Source organism: Streptococcus sp. W151, assembly GCF_053010205.1.
This window is the reverse complement of sequence record NZ_JBRKNT010000007.1, coordinates 16,462-31,745: the sequence shown is the minus strand read 5'-3', so window position 1 is coordinate 31,745 and position 15,284 is coordinate 16,462. Positions and strand designations below refer to the sequence as shown.

13 protein-coding genes and 1 other RNA gene are annotated in these 15,284 nt (G+C 41.0%); 11 read left to right on the top strand and 3 right to left on the bottom strand.

The window, feature by feature from the left end:
* Positions 1-323: 323 nt before the first annotated feature.
* A complete protein-coding gene (gene pbp1a, locus ACVC7Q_RS09170) occupies positions 324-2,438 on the bottom strand; it encodes a penicillin-binding protein PBP1A (RefSeq protein ID WP_447265635.1) in 2,115 nt (704 codons plus the stop codon).
* The gene (gene recU, locus ACVC7Q_RS09165) at positions 2,439-3,032 is read right to left on the bottom strand and encodes a Holliday junction resolvase RecU (protein WP_447265634.1); all 594 of its coding nucleotides are present in this window, start codon (positions 3,030-3,032) and stop codon (positions 2,439-2,441) included.
* 64 nt (positions 3,033-3,096) lie between these two features.
* On the opposite strand from recU, the gene ACVC7Q_RS09160 reads away from it, so the two are divergent.
* The 5 genes from ACVC7Q_RS09160 to ACVC7Q_RS09140 all read left to right on the top strand — a co-directional run bounded on the left by ACVC7Q_RS09160 (position 3,097) and on the right by ACVC7Q_RS09140 (position 7,077).
* Positions 3,097-3,624 (top strand): DUF1273 domain-containing protein, encoded by a 528-nt coding sequence (locus ACVC7Q_RS09160; protein WP_447265633.1) that lies wholly within the window; start codon positions 3,097-3,099, stop codon positions 3,622-3,624.
* Between the two features lie 69 nt (positions 3,625-3,693).
* The gene (gene gpsB, locus ACVC7Q_RS09155; RefSeq protein WP_447265632.1) at positions 3,694-4,035 is read left to right on the top strand and encodes a cell division regulator GpsB; all 342 of its coding nucleotides are present in this window, start codon (positions 3,694-3,696) and stop codon (positions 4,033-4,035) included.
* 16 nt (positions 4,036-4,051) lie between these two features.
* An RNA gene (gene rnpB, locus ACVC7Q_RS09150) (RNase P RNA component class B) lies at positions 4,052-4,417 on the top strand.
* Positions 4,418-4,483: 66 nt separating this feature from the next.
* Positions 4,484-5,641, top strand: a complete 1,158-nt coding sequence (locus ACVC7Q_RS09145; RefSeq protein WP_447265631.1) for a THUMP domain-containing class I SAM-dependent RNA methyltransferase — start codon at positions 4,484-4,486, stop codon at positions 5,639-5,641.
* 11 nt (positions 5,642-5,652) lie between these two features.
* Complete coding sequence (locus ACVC7Q_RS09140) at positions 5,653-7,077, top strand: cell division site-positioning protein MapZ family protein (RefSeq protein WP_447265630.1); 1,425 nt, start codon at positions 5,653-5,655, stop codon at positions 7,075-7,077.
* Positions 7,078-7,154: 77 nt separating this feature from the next.
* Here ACVC7Q_RS09140 and ACVC7Q_RS09135 read toward each other — a convergent pair whose 3' ends face one another.
* Entirely contained in the window at positions 7,155-7,637 is a 483-nt protein-coding gene (locus tag ACVC7Q_RS09135) for an S-ribosylhomocysteine lyase (RefSeq protein WP_021154551.1), read from the bottom strand.
* Between the two features lie 233 nt (positions 7,638-7,870).
* Between ACVC7Q_RS09135 and ACVC7Q_RS09130 the strand changes: the two genes are divergently transcribed.
* The 6 genes from ACVC7Q_RS09130 to rsmB all read left to right on the top strand — a co-directional run bounded on the left by ACVC7Q_RS09130 (position 7,871) and on the right by rsmB (position 15,279).
* Positions 7,871-9,478, top strand: a complete 1,608-nt coding sequence (locus tag ACVC7Q_RS09130) for a ribonuclease Y (protein ID WP_447265629.1) — start codon at positions 7,871-7,873, stop codon at positions 9,476-9,478.
* 107 nt (positions 9,479-9,585) lie between these two features.
* Entirely contained in the window at positions 9,586-10,218 is a 633-nt protein-coding gene (gene gmk, locus ACVC7Q_RS09125; protein ID WP_003003905.1) for a guanylate kinase, read from the top strand.
* 25 nt (positions 10,219-10,243) lie between these two features.
* Positions 10,244-10,558, top strand: a complete 315-nt coding sequence (gene rpoZ / locus ACVC7Q_RS09120) for a DNA-directed RNA polymerase subunit omega (RefSeq protein WP_003010339.1) — start codon at positions 10,244-10,246, stop codon at positions 10,556-10,558.
* A 64-nt stretch (positions 10,559-10,622) separates the two neighbouring features.
* Positions 10,623-13,031, top strand: coding sequence for a primosomal protein N' (locus tag ACVC7Q_RS09115; RefSeq protein ID WP_447265628.1), 2,409 nt, complete (start codon positions 10,623-10,625; stop codon positions 13,029-13,031).
* 9 nt (positions 13,032-13,040) lie between these two features.
* The gene (gene fmt / locus ACVC7Q_RS09110) at positions 13,041-13,976 is read left to right on the top strand and encodes a methionyl-tRNA formyltransferase (protein ID WP_447265627.1); all 936 of its coding nucleotides are present in this window, start codon (positions 13,041-13,043) and stop codon (positions 13,974-13,976) included.
* A complete protein-coding gene (rsmB, locus tag ACVC7Q_RS09105) occupies positions 13,966-15,279 on the top strand; it encodes a 16S rRNA (cytosine(967)-C(5))-methyltransferase RsmB (RefSeq protein ID WP_447265626.1) in 1,314 nt (437 codons plus the stop codon). The genes fmt and rsmB overlap by 11 nt, the downstream gene beginning before the upstream one ends.
* Positions 15,280-15,284 lie beyond the last annotated feature (5 nt).

Sequence of the window (15,284 nt, the reverse complement as noted above, 5' to 3'; positions counted from 1 at the left end):
TTATTGAGTCTAAGGTCTCAATAATTCCGAGTGCCTGAAACAATAACGTTTCAAGCACTTTTCTCACAGCGGAAAGTTTCAGTATTTTCTTAAATCGATTTAAATATTGGAACTCAATTTTGTTTTTTGCAGAATCACTTAACTTATTTTGCTTTAAAATAGTTTGTCTACATTCTAATAAGAGCCGAAAGGCTCTTTTTTTTTTATATACTCAAAAATAAAAAAGCTGGGAAGTCTAACTAAATAAATCAGATTTTATTCGTTCTGGTTTTTTAACCATTGTTTTAAAAAAAGCCGGGCAAAAGCCCGACTTCTCCATTCTATTATTCGTTATGATTGTTAGAGTCTTGCGAAGAAGGCTCAGATGGTTTAGATTGATTTTCTTCGTTCGAAGAGCTAGACGATGGTTCTTCATACGAATACTGATCAGTGGAATAACTTGGCTCATAGTAGTAGTTATTGTAGTTGTTCTTACCATTGTTTAAGTAGAGATAAGAACCACTTCGATACAGTCCACTTGGTTGCGTCCAATCCGTATGACCAGAGTTATTATTATTAGCAAGATAGAGCATCATTTGACGGTAGACATCCGTTGCGACCTGTATTCCATTATCCAATACTGGTGTAAAGCGATTGGAATAACCTGTCCATACTGCCATGGCATATTCAGGAGTGTAGCCTACAAACAATTCATCCGGTGTTACAATATTTGAATAAGCATTTTTTGTCAATTTACCGATTTCGTTATCAGCATAGTTTGATGTACCTGTCTTACCAGCTTGGTAGATTCCCGAAATGGCAGCATTTGTACCGGTACCAGACAAGAGAACTGTCTTCATCATATCTGTCATCATGTAGGCAGTTGTTGCTTTCATTGCACGAGTTCCTTCGGACTCAAATTCCTTGGTTGTGCCATCACTAAAGACAACCCGACTAACATAGGATGGTTTGTAATAGGTACCGCCATTGGCAAAAGCAGCATAGGCAGCTGCCATTTTCTCACTGCTGGCTCCGTATTTGTTGCTAGAATCGCTAGTGTTACTCGAGATAGCGTTGGCGTAAACCATTTCTGGGTAATCGATCCCTAATCCATTGAGGAATTTCTTAGCTTGTTTAAGACCAACTTTTTCCAGGGCCTTCACCGCAGGCACGTTACGAGATTGTTGAATTGCGTAGGTAATGGACATGCTACCATAGTATGAACGGTCCCAGTTGTAGACAGGCGTTGATGAATGAGGGAAGTTGTATGGCGCATCTGTTGTAGTAGCTGCTGTAGAGGTATATTCCTCATGTTCAAGAGCTGGTGCGTAATCTGTGATTGGTTTCATTGTTGAACCCCAGTCACGGTTCGTTTCAACCGCTTGGTTTGTACCAAAGGAAACATTGCTGGATTGGTGACGAGAACCCAGCTGAGCAATGACTTTACCAGTATTGACATCAATAACAGTAGAAGCTACTTGCAACTCATCATCTGGATAGTTGACATATTCATCTGTATTGTAGATATCCCACAATTTCTTTTGGGCTTCAGTGTCAACGTTAGTATAAACATCCATCCCAGTTGTCAACAAATTGTAGCCCGTTTCTTCTTCGACCTGTTCGATCACTTCTTTCAGGTAATTATCCATATAGGCTGGATAACTGCTTGAAGAACTAAGACTTTGCAGACCATCTGTAACAGGTGTGTTGACCGCTGCTTCGTATTGTTTATTAGAAATGGTCTTCATATCGAGCATTTCTTTTAATACTAAGTTTCGGCGTTGTTGTGCTGCTTCAGGGTGGGAGTATGGGTCGTATTGGTTTGGTGCTTGGGGCATCCCTGCAAGGAGTGCTAATTGAGGGAGCGAAAGATCTTTTAGATCTTTTCCGTAATAACTTTTCGCAGCCGTCTGCATTCCGTAGTTCCCATTCGCCATAAATACTTTATTGACGTAATAGGTCAAGATTTCTTGTTTGGTTGCTTTCTTTTCTAGTTGGGTTGCTAACCAAGCTTCTTGGATCTTACGAGAGAGGGTACGGTCAGAGGCCGAAGTAGAAAAATAGGTTAATTTGATCAATTGTTGCGTCAAGGTTGATCCACCTTGACTTCCTCCTCGCAAGTTGTGAAGGAAGGAACCGCCGATCCGAATGATGTCGACCCCGCGGTGATTGAAGAAACGGTGGTCTTCAATCGCGACGATAGCATTGACCAAATCAGTAGGGATTTCATTTGCTGTAACGTTGATTCGTTTCTCAGCTCCCAAATCTGCGATCAAGTTATTTTGGTTGTCATAGATCTTACTAGATGTTGTTGCAACCAAATCTTTTTCAGACAAGGTTGGTGCTTTCATGGCATAATAACCAAATATCAGTCCGCCAAGGACGAATAAAAGTAAGAAAAATGAAATGGCTGCGATCGCAACATATTTCAACCACTGAATGACTGTTTGTTTATTCATTTAAATACCGCCTAGAAGTTTCTGTTCGATAATATCAAGATAAGGAACGCTCGGAAGTCGATTCTTATCTACTAGAAAGCCGTGCTCCTGAATATAGGAGAGGGGCATGGATTTACTACCATGATCGATGTTGTAATAGTGAATTAATGCAGGAGCAGGAAGTAAGTAGGTTTCACTTAACTTTGCAAAATGCAAGAGAACGAAACAGATACCACCTTGCTGGACAACCGCTTCCATATGATCGATCTGATGTTGATGGAAATTTTTCATCGGCATGGACTGTTTTTGCTGTGTTTCCTTAGCTTCAAAATCGATATAGCGTCCCTTGTATACTCCAGAGTAGTCCGTCGTTGAGGCTTGCCTGAAATAGGCTTCAACAATCTTTGCCCGACTGCGACGTGGATAATCCACTTTCACGATTTGAATCGGGGTTGGTTTTTTGTGGATGACTGCCAGACCACGAGAAAGATAGTATTGATTGCTTTCGTTGATCATTTTTTCAAATGTCATCCCACGATTCGCAAAGTCGATCGGATGTTTCCTTTTTGTAGAGACCAAGGTTTTTTTGGCTACTTTATGTGGATAGTTGACCATAGTTCTCCTTATTGGTACAATTACATCACTCTATTATATCATAAATTAGAATAATGAGGAAAAAATGAATACCATACTTGTTGCAGGTTATAAGAGTTTTGATGTGGGAGTCTTTTCCAATAAAGACCCTCGACTGCCCATCATTAAAAAAGCTATTGAAAGAGATCTTCGTCGTCTATTTGAAGAAGGAGTGAAATGGCTGGTCTTTTCTGGTAATTTGGGATTTGAGGCTTGGGTACTAGAAGTTGCCTTTGAGTTAAAAGAAGATTACGATTTTCAAATGGCGACGATCTTTCTATTTGAGAACGTTGGCGAAAATTGGAATGAAGCCAATCAGGAAATGTTGGCACGTTTCAAACAGGTGGATTTCGTGAAATATGTCTATCCCCACTATAGCAATCCGGGTCAATTAAAAGAATACAATCAGTTTTTGATAGATAATGCGGATGGAGCTTACCTTTTTTACGATCCAGAAAATGAAACCAATTTAAAGTATCTTTACAAAATGATGCAAGAAAAAGAACTATTTTATATCAAACAATTAAGTTTTGATGACTTAAATGAACTTGCTGAAAATTTTTACGAAAACTAAGTGTTATACCTTGATTTTTCTTACCAATTTTTTATATAATTGAGATGATGAACTAGATTGGAGAGAGTAATGGCAAGTATTATTTTTACTGCGAAAGATATTTTTGATCAAGATTTCAAACGAGAAGTTCGTGGTTATAGTAAAGATGAAGTAAATGAATTTTTAGATGATGTTATAAAAGACTATGAAACTTATGCTGCTTTGGTGAAGGAATTGCGTGAAGAAAACGCACGCCTTCGTGAAAAACTTGCCCAAAAAGCACAGGAAACACCACAAGCATCTCCAATTGCTAGTACAGCTACGCAAGAATTCCCGCAAGTGACAACAGCGACGAACTTTGATATTCTTAAACGACTCAATCGTTTGGAAAAAGAAGTTTTTGGGAAACAGATCGTAGATCGCGATTATTAATCCCATAGATCGTGCAATTTTTGGATAATCGCGTGAGAGAATGCTCTCATGAGGAAAGTCCATGCTAGCACAGGCTGTGATGCCTGTAGTGTTTGTGCTAGGTGAATCCATAAGCCTAGGGACTTGGTATTCAAGTTACGGCGAGTGAAGGAGCTAAGTCTAAGGATAAGCTCTAGTAGCTCTGAAAGTGCCACAGTGACGTAGTTTTTAGGGAAACCTAAAAAGTGGAACGCGGTAAACCCCTCAAGCTAGCAACCCAAACTTTGGTCGGGGCATGGAATGCGTGGAAACGAACATAGCATTCTGACTGGAAACAGTAGACAGATGATTATCGAAGGAAATGGTACCTAGTCATTTCTGGAACAAAACATGGCTTATAGAAAATTGCATATAGGTTGATGAGGTGGAGAGAGATCTCAACCTCCTTTTTTAAAGTGATAGGAATAAGATGAAAAAACAATTTGAATTGATTGCAACGGCTGCTGCTGGCATAGAGGCTATTGTTGGTCGAGAACTACGCGATCTTGGCTACGATTGCCAGGTTGAAAATGGACGGGTTCGATTTCAAGGAGACCGTCGAGCAATCATCGAGACAAATCTCTGGTTGCGCGCGGCTGATCGAGTGAAAATTGTGGTTGGGACTTTTCCAGCCAAAACCTTCGAAGAACTCTTTCAAGGTGTCTTTGCTTTGGATTGGGAAAATTATTTGCCTTTGGGAGCACGTTTTCCTATTTCTAAGGCTAAATGTGTCAAATCAAAACTTCATAATGAACCTAGCGTTCAGGCCATTTCGAAAAAAGCAGTTGTTAAAAAGTTACAAAAACACTATGCCCGACCAGAAGGAGTGCCTCTAATGGAAAATGGGGCAGAGTTCAAGATTGAAGTATCGATCCTTAAAGACCAAGCCACTGTCTTGATTGACACGACTGGTAGTAGCCTCTTCAAACGTGGCTATCGGACCGAAAAAGGGGGAGCCCCTATTAAGGAAAATATGGCGGCAGCAATCCTTCTGCTGTCAAACTGGTATCCAGATAAGCCCTTGATTGACCCCACATGTGGTTCTGGTACGTTTTGTATTGAGGCGGCGATGATTGCTAGAAAGATGGCACCTGGATTGCGTCGGACCTTTTCTTTTGAAGAATGGAACTGGATGGATGATCGCTTGATTCATGAAGTCCGTCAAGAAGCGAGCAGGAAAATCAATCGTGAGATCGAATTGGATATTATGGGAACCGATATCGATGCACGGATGGTTGAGATTGCTAAAGAAAATGCTCAGAAAGCGGGCGTTAGCAGTGACATTACTTTCAAACAAATGCGAGTCCAAGATCTCCACTCAGATAAGATCAATGGGGTGATTATTTCTAACCCTCCATATGGAGAACGCTTATCTGATGATGAAGGCGTGACGAGATTGTATACTGAAATGGGGCACGTATTTGCACCTCTCAAAACCTGGAGTAAATTTATCTTAACCAGTGATGAAGGTTTTGAATCTAAATTCGGTAGTAAAGCAGATAAAAAACGAAAACTTTATAACGGAACCCTTAAAGTTGATCTCTACCAATATTTTGGGGAACGTGTAAAAAGGCAGATAAAGGCATAGAAAGGATTTTTATGACAGAGAAGGATAAAAAGCCATTAGAGCAAGAAACAGAATCAATTTTAGATTTTGAAGACGCTAAAGAGATGACGATTGGGCAGGCCAATCGAAAGGCAGAAGAAATTGAAGCAGGTGTAACAGAGGGCGATAATGTCTTAGACAAATACATCAAACAACACCGAGCAGAAATTGAAGCAGAAAAATACGATACAAAGATTTTGGCCAAAGAGGAATTGGCTAAGGCTGAAGAGTTGGCAGCTACAGAAACAGTTGCTGAAGTTGCTGGAGTAGTTGAAGTACCGGAAGTACCGGAAACGGTCTTGGAACAAAGGCCTGAAATGGATGCCATCTCAACAGAATTACCAGCTAAGATTAAATTTGGACCAACACCAACCGAACCAATTGTAGAAGCAGAGGACCTTCCTGAGGAAACTCCAAGCAATGCTGGTAAACGAATCAAAGCGGTTCTATACTCTGCATTAGGTCTTGCGATTGTCGGTTCTGCCATTTTTGTGACCTATAACTGGATGCACAGTCGTGGAAAATCTGGTGGTACAACAGTTGTATCTTCTTCATCTAGCAAGTCATCTTCTACTTCTAAATCAAGTAGCAGTGAAACACAAGCTCAAAAATTGGAAGAATTTACCAAAGCTTACGATGCCTTTTTTGTAGATGAATCGAAAAGTGGGCTAAAAAATGATAAATTCGGAGACTTGGAAAATCTGAAGAAACTGCTGGACAAATTAGAAGGAAGCAGTGATTATAATGCGGCTAAAACAAAATATGAAGACCTTGTGAAGCAAGTTTCTGCCATTCAAAAAGTGAATTCTCAATTTAGTTCTCCAGTGATCAAAGATGGAGTTCTTGATGCAACTGCCAAAGCAAAAAGTGATGCGACCTTTGCAGAAACAAAGACAGGCAATGAAAAATTAGATGGCTTATTAAATGAGGCGGTAGCGCAAGGACGTTCACAACAGGTTGCGACACCGGCCCCAGTGACAGGAACAAGTGGTACAGATACTTCTAATGCAACTCCGGCCCCAGCTCAAACAGCAACGCCTACAGCCCCGGCTGTAAATGCTGCTACAAATGGTGCAGGAACTGCAAGTCCAGGCTATTCAGGTTTCGGTCTTCCAAACGATGGTGTCCCACTTCAGCGGAACCTGAGCCGTGTGCCGTATAACCAAGCGGCTATCAATGATGTCAATAACCCGGCCTGGGTGTTTGGGGATGGTATCCTTGAAAAAGTATTGAACATTGCTCGTAAACGTGGACATATCACTGGCAATCAATACATTTTAGAGCGTGTTAATATCATTAACGGTAATGGCTATTACAACCTCTTCAAACCAGATGGAACCTATCTCTTTAGTATCAATGCCAAGACTGGTTATTTCGTAGGGAACGGAAAAGGTCATTCAGATGCTCTGGATTATTAATGCCTGAGCAAGCATACCATTTCTGGAAAAAATGACAATAAAAAAGGATGAACTACTGGCTCATCCTTTTTTGAGTCTTAAACAACATGACGTTCAAATGGATCGTCCGAAATTCCTTGATCTAGAATCAAGCGACACCATTCTTTGGCTGAGAAGAGACTGTGATCCTTGTAATTTCCACAAGACTCAATGGTTGTGCCTGGGACATCCTCCCAAGTGCTGACAGATGCAATTTCTTCTAAAGATTCTTTAATCACTTTAGCAATTTCCGTACTTGAATGCTGTCCCCACATGATCATATGAAAACCGGTGCGACATCCAAATGGGGAACAGTCAATCATACCATCTATGCGTTTGCGAATGAGCATCGCAAGAAGATGCTCGATGGTGTGGAGCCCTGCTGTTGGAATCGCATTTTCATTCGGCTGCACTAGGCGAATATCAAAGTTAGAGATGATATCTCCTTTTGGTCCAGTTTCCTCACCAATCAAGCGTACATAAGGAGCCTTCACAGCTGTGTGGTCCAATTCAAAACTTTCAACAATTACTTCTTTTGTCATACTCAAATCCTTCTTTGTTTTTCTTGATTATAGCATAAAAAGCAGATTCAACAAAGTGGAAATAGATGAATTTCTCACAGGTGTTCCATGAAAGAAACGTGGATAAAAGAATAAGGGTTAAGCAAAAATATAAAAGGTTTTTCCTGTTTTTTTAGATTGTTAATTTTAGTAATTTATGGTAAAATGTAAAAGAATTTTTAATTCAACTAATTAAATAGATTTGGGGTAAAAGCATGTATTTTGTAATTACAGGTGTTTTTGCCGCGGTCATTGGTTTAGTCATTGGATATGTGGGAACTGCTCTTAAAATGAAAGCTTCAAAAGAAGCTGCGGAACTCACCCTTTTAAATGCTGAACAAGAAGCAACGAATTTACGTGGACAGGCAGAACGTGAAGCCGATTTGATTTTAAAAGAGGCGAAGCATGAGTCAAGTTCACTTAAAAAAGAAGCACTTTTGGAGGCAAAGGAAGAAGCCAGAAAATATCGTGAAGAGGTCGATGCTGAGTTTAAGTCAGAACGACAAGAATTGAAGCAATTAGAAAGCCGTTTGGCAGAACGTGCTAGCAATCTTGATCGCAAAGACGACATTTTAACAAGCAAAGAACAGTCTCTTGAACACAAAGAGCAAAGTCTTACAGATAGAACTAAACACATTGATACGCGTGAACAACAGCTGGAAGAGCTTGAACACAAGAAAGTAGAAGAACTGGAACGTGTCGCTGCTCTAAGTCAAGGAGAAGCGCGTGACATTATTTTGAATCAGACGGAAGAGCAACTTTCAAAAGAAATTGCATCGCGAATTCGTGAAGCAGAACTGGAAGTGAAAGAACGTTCTGATAAAATTGCAAAAGACATTCTCGTACAAGCCATGCAGCGAATGGCTGGTGATTTTGTTGCTGAGCAAACAAACTCAACGGTTCATTTGCCAGATGATAGTATGAAAGGGCGCATCATCGGTCGTGAAGGGCGCAATATTCGTACCTTTGAGAGCTTAACAGGTGTCGATGTGATTATTGATGATACGCCAGAGGTGGTGACCTTGTCAGGGTTTGATCCGATTCGTCGTGAAATTGCCCGTATGACCATGGAGAGCCTTCTCAAAGATGGTCGCATCCATCCAGCCCGCATCGAAGAGCTGGTTGAGAAGAACCGTCAGGAAATTGACAATCGTATTCGTGAATACGGTGAGGCCGCTGCTTATGAAATCGGGGCGCCAAACCTCCATCCAGATTTGATGAAAATCATGGGACGGTTGCAATTCCGTACATCTTATGGTCAAAACGTTTTGCGTCACTCCATTGAAGTTGCCAAACTTTCTGGTATTATTGCCAGTGAGTTGGGTGAAAATGCTACTTTGGCACGACGTGCAGGGTTCTTGCATGATATCGGTAAAGCGATTGACCGTGAAGTGGAAGGAAGTCACGTTGAGATTGGGACAGAATTGGCACGTAAGTATAAAGAACACCCAGTGGTTGTCAATACTATTGCCAGTCACCATGGAGATGTGGAACCTGAAAGTGTTATCGCAGTCATTGTCGCTGCAGCTGATGCCTTGAGTGCGGCTCGACCTGGAGCACGAAGTGAGTCACTTGAAAGTTACATCAAACGTTTGCAAGATCTTGAAGAAATTGCAAACAGCTTTGAAGGAGTTAAGACAAGTTTCGCCCTTCAAGCAGGACGTGAAATCCGTATTATGGTGAGCCCTGAGGCAATCAAGGATGATAAAGTGACGATCTTAGCTCATGATATTCGTGAGAAGATAGAGTCAAATCTTGAATATCCTGGAAACATTAAGGTTACCGTTATTCGAGAATTGCGTGCAGTAGATTACGCAAAATAAACGAAAAGCTTGAGATCTAGCATCTCAAGCTTTTTGAATGAAAAAAATCAGTTGAAAATTAGGCCGATTTTTGTTACACTAGATAGAAAGACATTGAAGGAGAAATCATGGCGGATCGTGGCTTATTAATTGTATTTTCTGGCCCTTCAGGGGTTGGAAAAGGAACGGTCAGACGAGAAATTTTTGAAAACTCGGACAATCAGTTTCAGTATTCTGTATCGATGACGACGCGTGCACAACGTCCAGGTGAAGTGGATGGTGTCGATTATTTTTTCCGTACACGTGAAGAATTTGAAGATTTGATCCGTCAAGGGCAAATGTTAGAGTATGCTGAGTACGTTGGAAATTACTATGGGACTCCTTTAACTTATGTGAATGAAACCTTGGACAAAGGAATCGATGTATTCCTTGAAATTGAAGTTCAAGGTGCGCTCCAAGTAAAGAAAAAAGTGCCAGATGCAGTTTTTATCTTCTTAACCCCGCCTGATTTGGATGAATTACAAGATCGATTAGTGGGACGCGGAACAGATAGTGCAGAAGTCATTGCGCAACGGATTGAAAAAGCAAAAGAAGAAATCGCCATGATGCGTGAATATGACTACGCAATTGTGAACGATGAAGTTCCTCTTGCTGCTGAACGTGTCAAACGTGTGATCGAAGCAGAACATTTCCGTGTAGACCGTGTCATTGGGCATTATCTGGATATGTTACCAAAAACACAAACTATTGTGAAGAGATAAATAATTAGAAATTAGGTATAGGAATATGATGTTAAAACCTTCTATTGATACATTGCTTGACAAAGTACCCTCAAAATACTCATTGGTCATTCTTGAGGCAAAACGGGCCCACGAATTGGAAAGTGGTGCAGTGCCAACTCAAGAATTCCAATCGGTCAAATCAACATTACAAGCGCTTGAAGAAATCGAGTCAGGAAACGTAGTTGTTCACCCGGATCCAGAAGCAAAACGTGAAGCGCTTCGTCGTCGGATTGAAGCAGAGCGAATCCGCAAAGAAGAAGAAGAGCGTAAAATTAAGGAACAAATTGCCAAAGAAAAAGAAGATGGTGAAAAAATTTAAGGTTGGGGGCTTCTCAATCTTATTTTTTGCTATTTAAAGGGTTCCGTGATAAAGTAAAGCTCATATGATAGAGGCTGGAGGTGAAAAAGTGATAGCAAAAGTCATCGTAGATGTTCCATTGATGCAGACGGATAAACCCTATTCCTATCAGATTCCATCAGAATTTGAAGATATGGTTGAGGCGGGAATGCGAGTTCATGTCCCCTTTGGTAAAGGGAATCGCCTCATTCAAGGGATTGTGGTAGACGTTGTGGAAGAGGCAGATACAAGCGAGGAATTGAAGGCGATTGGAGAGGTATTAGACTACACTCCTGTCTTAAATCAAGAGCAGTTCTGGTTGGCAGATCAATTGCGAAAAAGTGTCTTTTCCTACAAAATAACGATTTTAAAAGCCATGCTTCCCTCACTTCTTAATTCTAGTTATGACAAGATTTTGTATCCTCAACCATCTTTGGATCCAACTCTCAAAGAGAAACTTTTTTGTGAAAAAAATGAAGTTTCTTTTTCTTCTCTAGATGCGGCCGATCAAGCCCAAGTGATGCGGTTGGTCAGAAAAGGTGATTTGGTACTTGAATACAAGGCCAAGGATAAGAAACAAATTAAAACAGAAAAATGGTATCGCGTTAACCAGGAACGATTAAAAGAACTGCAACCGACTGCGAGAGCTAAAAAAAGACTAGCATTGAAAGAACGCCTGTTGCTAGAGCAAGAGGAGCAACCTTTAGCAGGATTATATCAGGATTTTTCACGAGAAGTAGTGGCCTATTTTATTGATCAGGATGTATTAGAAATTACCGAACGAGAAGTGAATCGGGCAGCATCTTACTATGAAGGAAAAAAACAAACCCAAGCTTTGGTCTTAAATCCAGAACAATCAAAGGCTGTAAAGACAGTTGTTTCTAAACTTGGGAAAGAATCAAAGCCCTTCTTATTAGAAGGAGTAACTGGAAGCGGGAAGACGGAAGTTTATCTGCAAATTATTCAAGAAGTTCTAAATAAGGGAAAAACAGCTATTATGTTAGTTCCTGAGATTTCTCTGACACCACAGATGACAGACCGTTTTATCTCCCGTTTTGGTCAGGAAGTGGCCATTCTGCACTCAGGCTTATCAAATGGTGAAAAGTACGATCAATGGCGGAAGGTAGAACGTGGAGAGGCCAAGGTAGTGGTTGGAGCGCGCTCAGCAATCTTTGCACCTTTGAAGAATATAGGTGCCATCATCATTGATGAGGAACATGAGGCTTCTTACAAACAAGATAGTAACCCGCGCTACCATGCGCGGGAAGTCGCAGTCTTAAGGGCTCAGTACAATCAAGCAGTCTTGCTTCTTGGATCTGCCACCCCAAGTCTAGAATCACGGGCTCGTGCCACAAAAGGGGTTTATGAATTAATTCGTCTAACCCAGCGGGCCAATCCGGCGGCCAAAATTCCAGAAGTTAAAGTCGTTGATTTCCGTGATTATATTGGCCAAAATGAAGCTGGAAACTTCACTCCTGTCTTAGTGGAAGCTATTTCTGATCGCTTGCAGAAAAAAGAGCAGGTTGTCTTGATGTTGAACCGACGTGGCTATTCCAGCTTTGTCATGTGTCGCGAGTGTGGGACAGTGGATACGTGTCCGAATTGTGACATCTCTTTGACCCTCCATATGGACACAAAAACGATGAATTGCCATTACTGTGGTTATAGTAAGGCAATTCCTCGACACTGTCCAAGTTGCCAAAGTCCTTCCATTCGTTATTACGGAACAGGAACGCAAAAAGCCTATGATGAATTACAAGAGATCTTTCCTGAGGCTAAAATTTTGCGCATGGATGTGGATACCACCCGAAAAAAAGGGAGCCACGCAGCGATACTAGATGCTTTCGGGAATGGAGAAGCAGATATATTATTAGGAACGCAAATGATTGCGAAGGGTCTAGATTTTCCCAATGTGACCTTGGTGGGTGTTTTGAATGCGGATACTTCCTTAAATTTGCCAGATTATCGATCCTCAGAGAGAACCTTTCAACTCTTGACTCAGGTGGCAGGACGGGCAGGACGAGCAGAGAAAGAAGGAGAGGTTATCATTCAGAGTTACAACCCCAATCATTATGCGATTAGATTTGCCAAAGACCAAGATTATGAAGGCTTTTTTGCCTATGAAATGCAGATTCGTCGGCAGCTGGGCTATACGCCTTATTACTTCACAGTTGGGTTGAACCTATCGCATAAGAGTGAGGAAATTGTGATGCAGAAGTCACATCAGGTCATGGAAATTCTCCATTCTGGCTTATCCGATCAGGTCCAAATTTTAGGACCAACTCCTAAACCAATTGCGCGTACACATAATTTGTATCATTATCAAATCATTGTGAAGTATCGTTTTGAAGAAGGAATTACACAGGTATTAAATCAAATTTTGGAATTTACGCAAGAAAAAGGCAACCAAGATTTACGAGTTAGTATTGATAATGAACCTCAAAGTTTTATGTAAGGAAGAAAAATGACAAAATTGATTTTTATGGGAACGCCTGATTTTTCAGCGACTGTTTTAAAGGGATTGTTAGCAGATTCTCGTTATGAAATTCTGGCAGTAGTGACCCAACCAGACCGCAAAGTAGGTCGTAAAAAAGAAATTCGAATGACTCCAGTGAAGCAAGTAGCTTTGGAGCACCAATTACCAGTTCTGCAACCTGAGAAATTATCAGGTAGTCCAGAAATGGAAACTCTCCTATCCTTGAATGCGGATGGAATTGTGACCGCTGCTTTTGGACAATTTTTACCGACAAAATTACTAGAAAACTTTCAGTTTGCTGTGAATGTCCACGCTTCTTTGTTGCCTAAATATAGAGGTGGTGCGCCGATTCATTATGCTTTGATCAATGGCGATGAAGAAGCTGGGGTTACAATTATGGAAATGGTCAAAGAAATGGATGCTGGAGACATGATTGCAGCTCGTTCTCTACCAATTTTAGATGAGGACAATGTGGGAACATTGTTTGAAAAATTGGCTGTCCTTGGACGGGATCTACTCCTAGATACTTTGCCAGATTACCTAGCAGGGGAGATCCAGCCAAGGCCACAAGATCCTAGTTTGGTCACATTTTCACCAAATATTTTGCCGGAAGAAGAAGTTTTGGTGTGGACCAAAACCAACCGCCAAGTTTTTAACCAGATCCGAGGGATGAATCCTTGGCCTGTCGCTCATACCTTGTTAAATGATCAACGCTTTAAAGTTTATGAAGCAGAGCTATGCGAGGGCAATGGAAATCCAGGAGAAGTGATTGGTTTGAGCAAAAAAGAGTTGGTAGTAGCTGCAGGTGAAGGCGCGCTATCCCTCAAAGTTGTGCAGCCGGCAGGAAAACCAAAAATGTCCATTACAGACTTTTTGAATGGTGCGGGCCGTCAATTGAAAGTAGGAGATCGCTTTGGAAGGTAAACAAATGAATGCGCGTGAACAGATTCTTGGAGTTTTAGAAGAGGTTTTTGAACATGGAGCCTATTCTAATCTTGCCTTAAATCAAGCACTAGAACATTCTCAACTTTCAGATAAAGATAGAAGTTTTGTTACGGAAGTTGTATATGGTACCGTAGCGCGGAAGATAACACTCGAGTGGTATCTCGCCCACGTGATTGAGGACCGGACGAAATTAGATCCTTGGCTCTATTATCTTTTGCTGATGAGTTTGTATCAGCTGGTCTACTTGGATCGCATTCCTGACCATGCCATCGTCAATGAAGCTGTCCGGATAGCAAAAGGTCGAAAAGAAGGCAGTGAGAAGTTTGTCAATGCTATTCTTAGAAAGCTTCTTCGCGAGGGACTACCAGCTATTGATACGATTAAGCGAAAGAACAAACGTTATTCAGTGGAGTATTCTCTACCTGTATGGTTGGTCAAAGCATTGATCGAAGAATATGGTGAAGAACGTTCTTGCGCTATTTTTAAGAGTCTCTATCAGCGTAATAAATCAAGTATTCGTGTGATTGATCTTGACGAAAAAGAAGAGTTGGCTCAGACACTAGAAGCAAAATCTTCTCTACTTGCCCCGTCTGCCCTCGTGAAAGATCAGGGACATTTTGCAGCGCACACTTTGTTTAAAGAAGGACGCATTGCTATTCAAGACGAGTCCAGTCAATTGGTGGCGCCAGCTTTGGATTTGCAAGGGGATGAGTGGGTTTTAGATGCCTGTGCAGCGCCAGGTGGAAAGACGACTCACATCGCTTCTTATCTCACGACTGGGAAAGTCACAGCCCTGGATCTCTATGACCATAAACTCAAATTGATTCAAGAAAATGCTAATCGGCTCCATGTTGCGGACAAAATTTTGACAAAGAAGTTAGATGCGACAAAAGTCTATGAAACATTTGGACCAGATGCTTTCGATAAAATTTTGGTGGATGCACCTTGTTCGGGGATTGGTCTGATACGGAGAAAGCCTGATATCAAGTACAATAAAGAGGGTGCAGATTTTATATCTTTACAAGCTATTCAATTGGCGATTCTGGATAGTGTTTGTCAAAGTGTGCGTAAAGGTGGTATAATAGTGTACAGTACGTGTACAATTATGGGGAAAGAAAATTTTGAAGTGGTAGACCAATTTTTGAAACACCATCCAAATTTCGAACAAGTCCCATTGGATCACGAAAGAAAAGATATTCTCAAGAATGATTGTATCCTTATTACACCCGAATTATACGGAAGCGACGGCTTCTTTATCAGTCGTTTTAAGAGAATGTCATAATATCA

Excerpts from the sequence above, each read along its gene's own strand:
- ACVC7Q_RS09160 (WP_447265633.1), top strand. The coding sequence starts at position 3,097 with ATGAATACCATACTTGTTGCAGGTTATAAGAGTTTTGATGTGGGAGTC.
- ACVC7Q_RS09135 (WP_021154551.1), bottom strand. The coding sequence starts at position 7,637 with ATGACAAAAGAAGTAATTGTTGAAAGTTTTGAATTGGACCACACAGCT.
- rpoZ (WP_003010339.1), top strand. The coding sequence starts at position 10,244 with ATGATGTTAAAACCTTCTATTGATACATTGCTTGACAAAGTACCCTCA.
- fmt (WP_447265627.1), top strand. The coding sequence starts at position 13,041 with ATGACAAAATTGATTTTTATGGGAACGCCTGATTTTTCAGCGACTGTT.
- recU (WP_447265634.1), bottom strand. The coding sequence starts at position 3,032 with ATGGTCAACTATCCACATAAAGTAGCCAAAAAAACCTTGGTCTCTACA.
- ACVC7Q_RS09115 (WP_447265628.1), top strand. The coding sequence starts at position 10,623 with ATGATAGAGGCTGGAGGTGAAAAAGTGATAGCAAAAGTCATCGTAGAT.
- gmk (WP_003003905.1), top strand. The coding sequence starts at position 9,586 with ATGGCGGATCGTGGCTTATTAATTGTATTTTCTGGCCCTTCAGGGGTT.
- pbp1a (WP_447265635.1), bottom strand. The coding sequence starts at position 2,438 with ATGAATAAACAAACAGTCATTCAGTGGTTGAAATATGTTGCGATCGCA.
- ACVC7Q_RS09140 (WP_447265630.1), top strand. The coding sequence starts at position 5,653 with ATGACAGAGAAGGATAAAAAGCCATTAGAGCAAGAAACAGAATCAATT.
- gpsB (WP_447265632.1), top strand. The coding sequence starts at position 3,694 with ATGGCAAGTATTATTTTTACTGCGAAAGATATTTTTGATCAAGATTTC.
- ACVC7Q_RS09145 (WP_447265631.1), top strand. The coding sequence starts at position 4,484 with ATGAAAAAACAATTTGAATTGATTGCAACGGCTGCTGCTGGCATAGAG.
- ACVC7Q_RS09130 (WP_447265629.1), top strand. The coding sequence starts at position 7,871 with ATGTATTTTGTAATTACAGGTGTTTTTGCCGCGGTCATTGGTTTAGTC.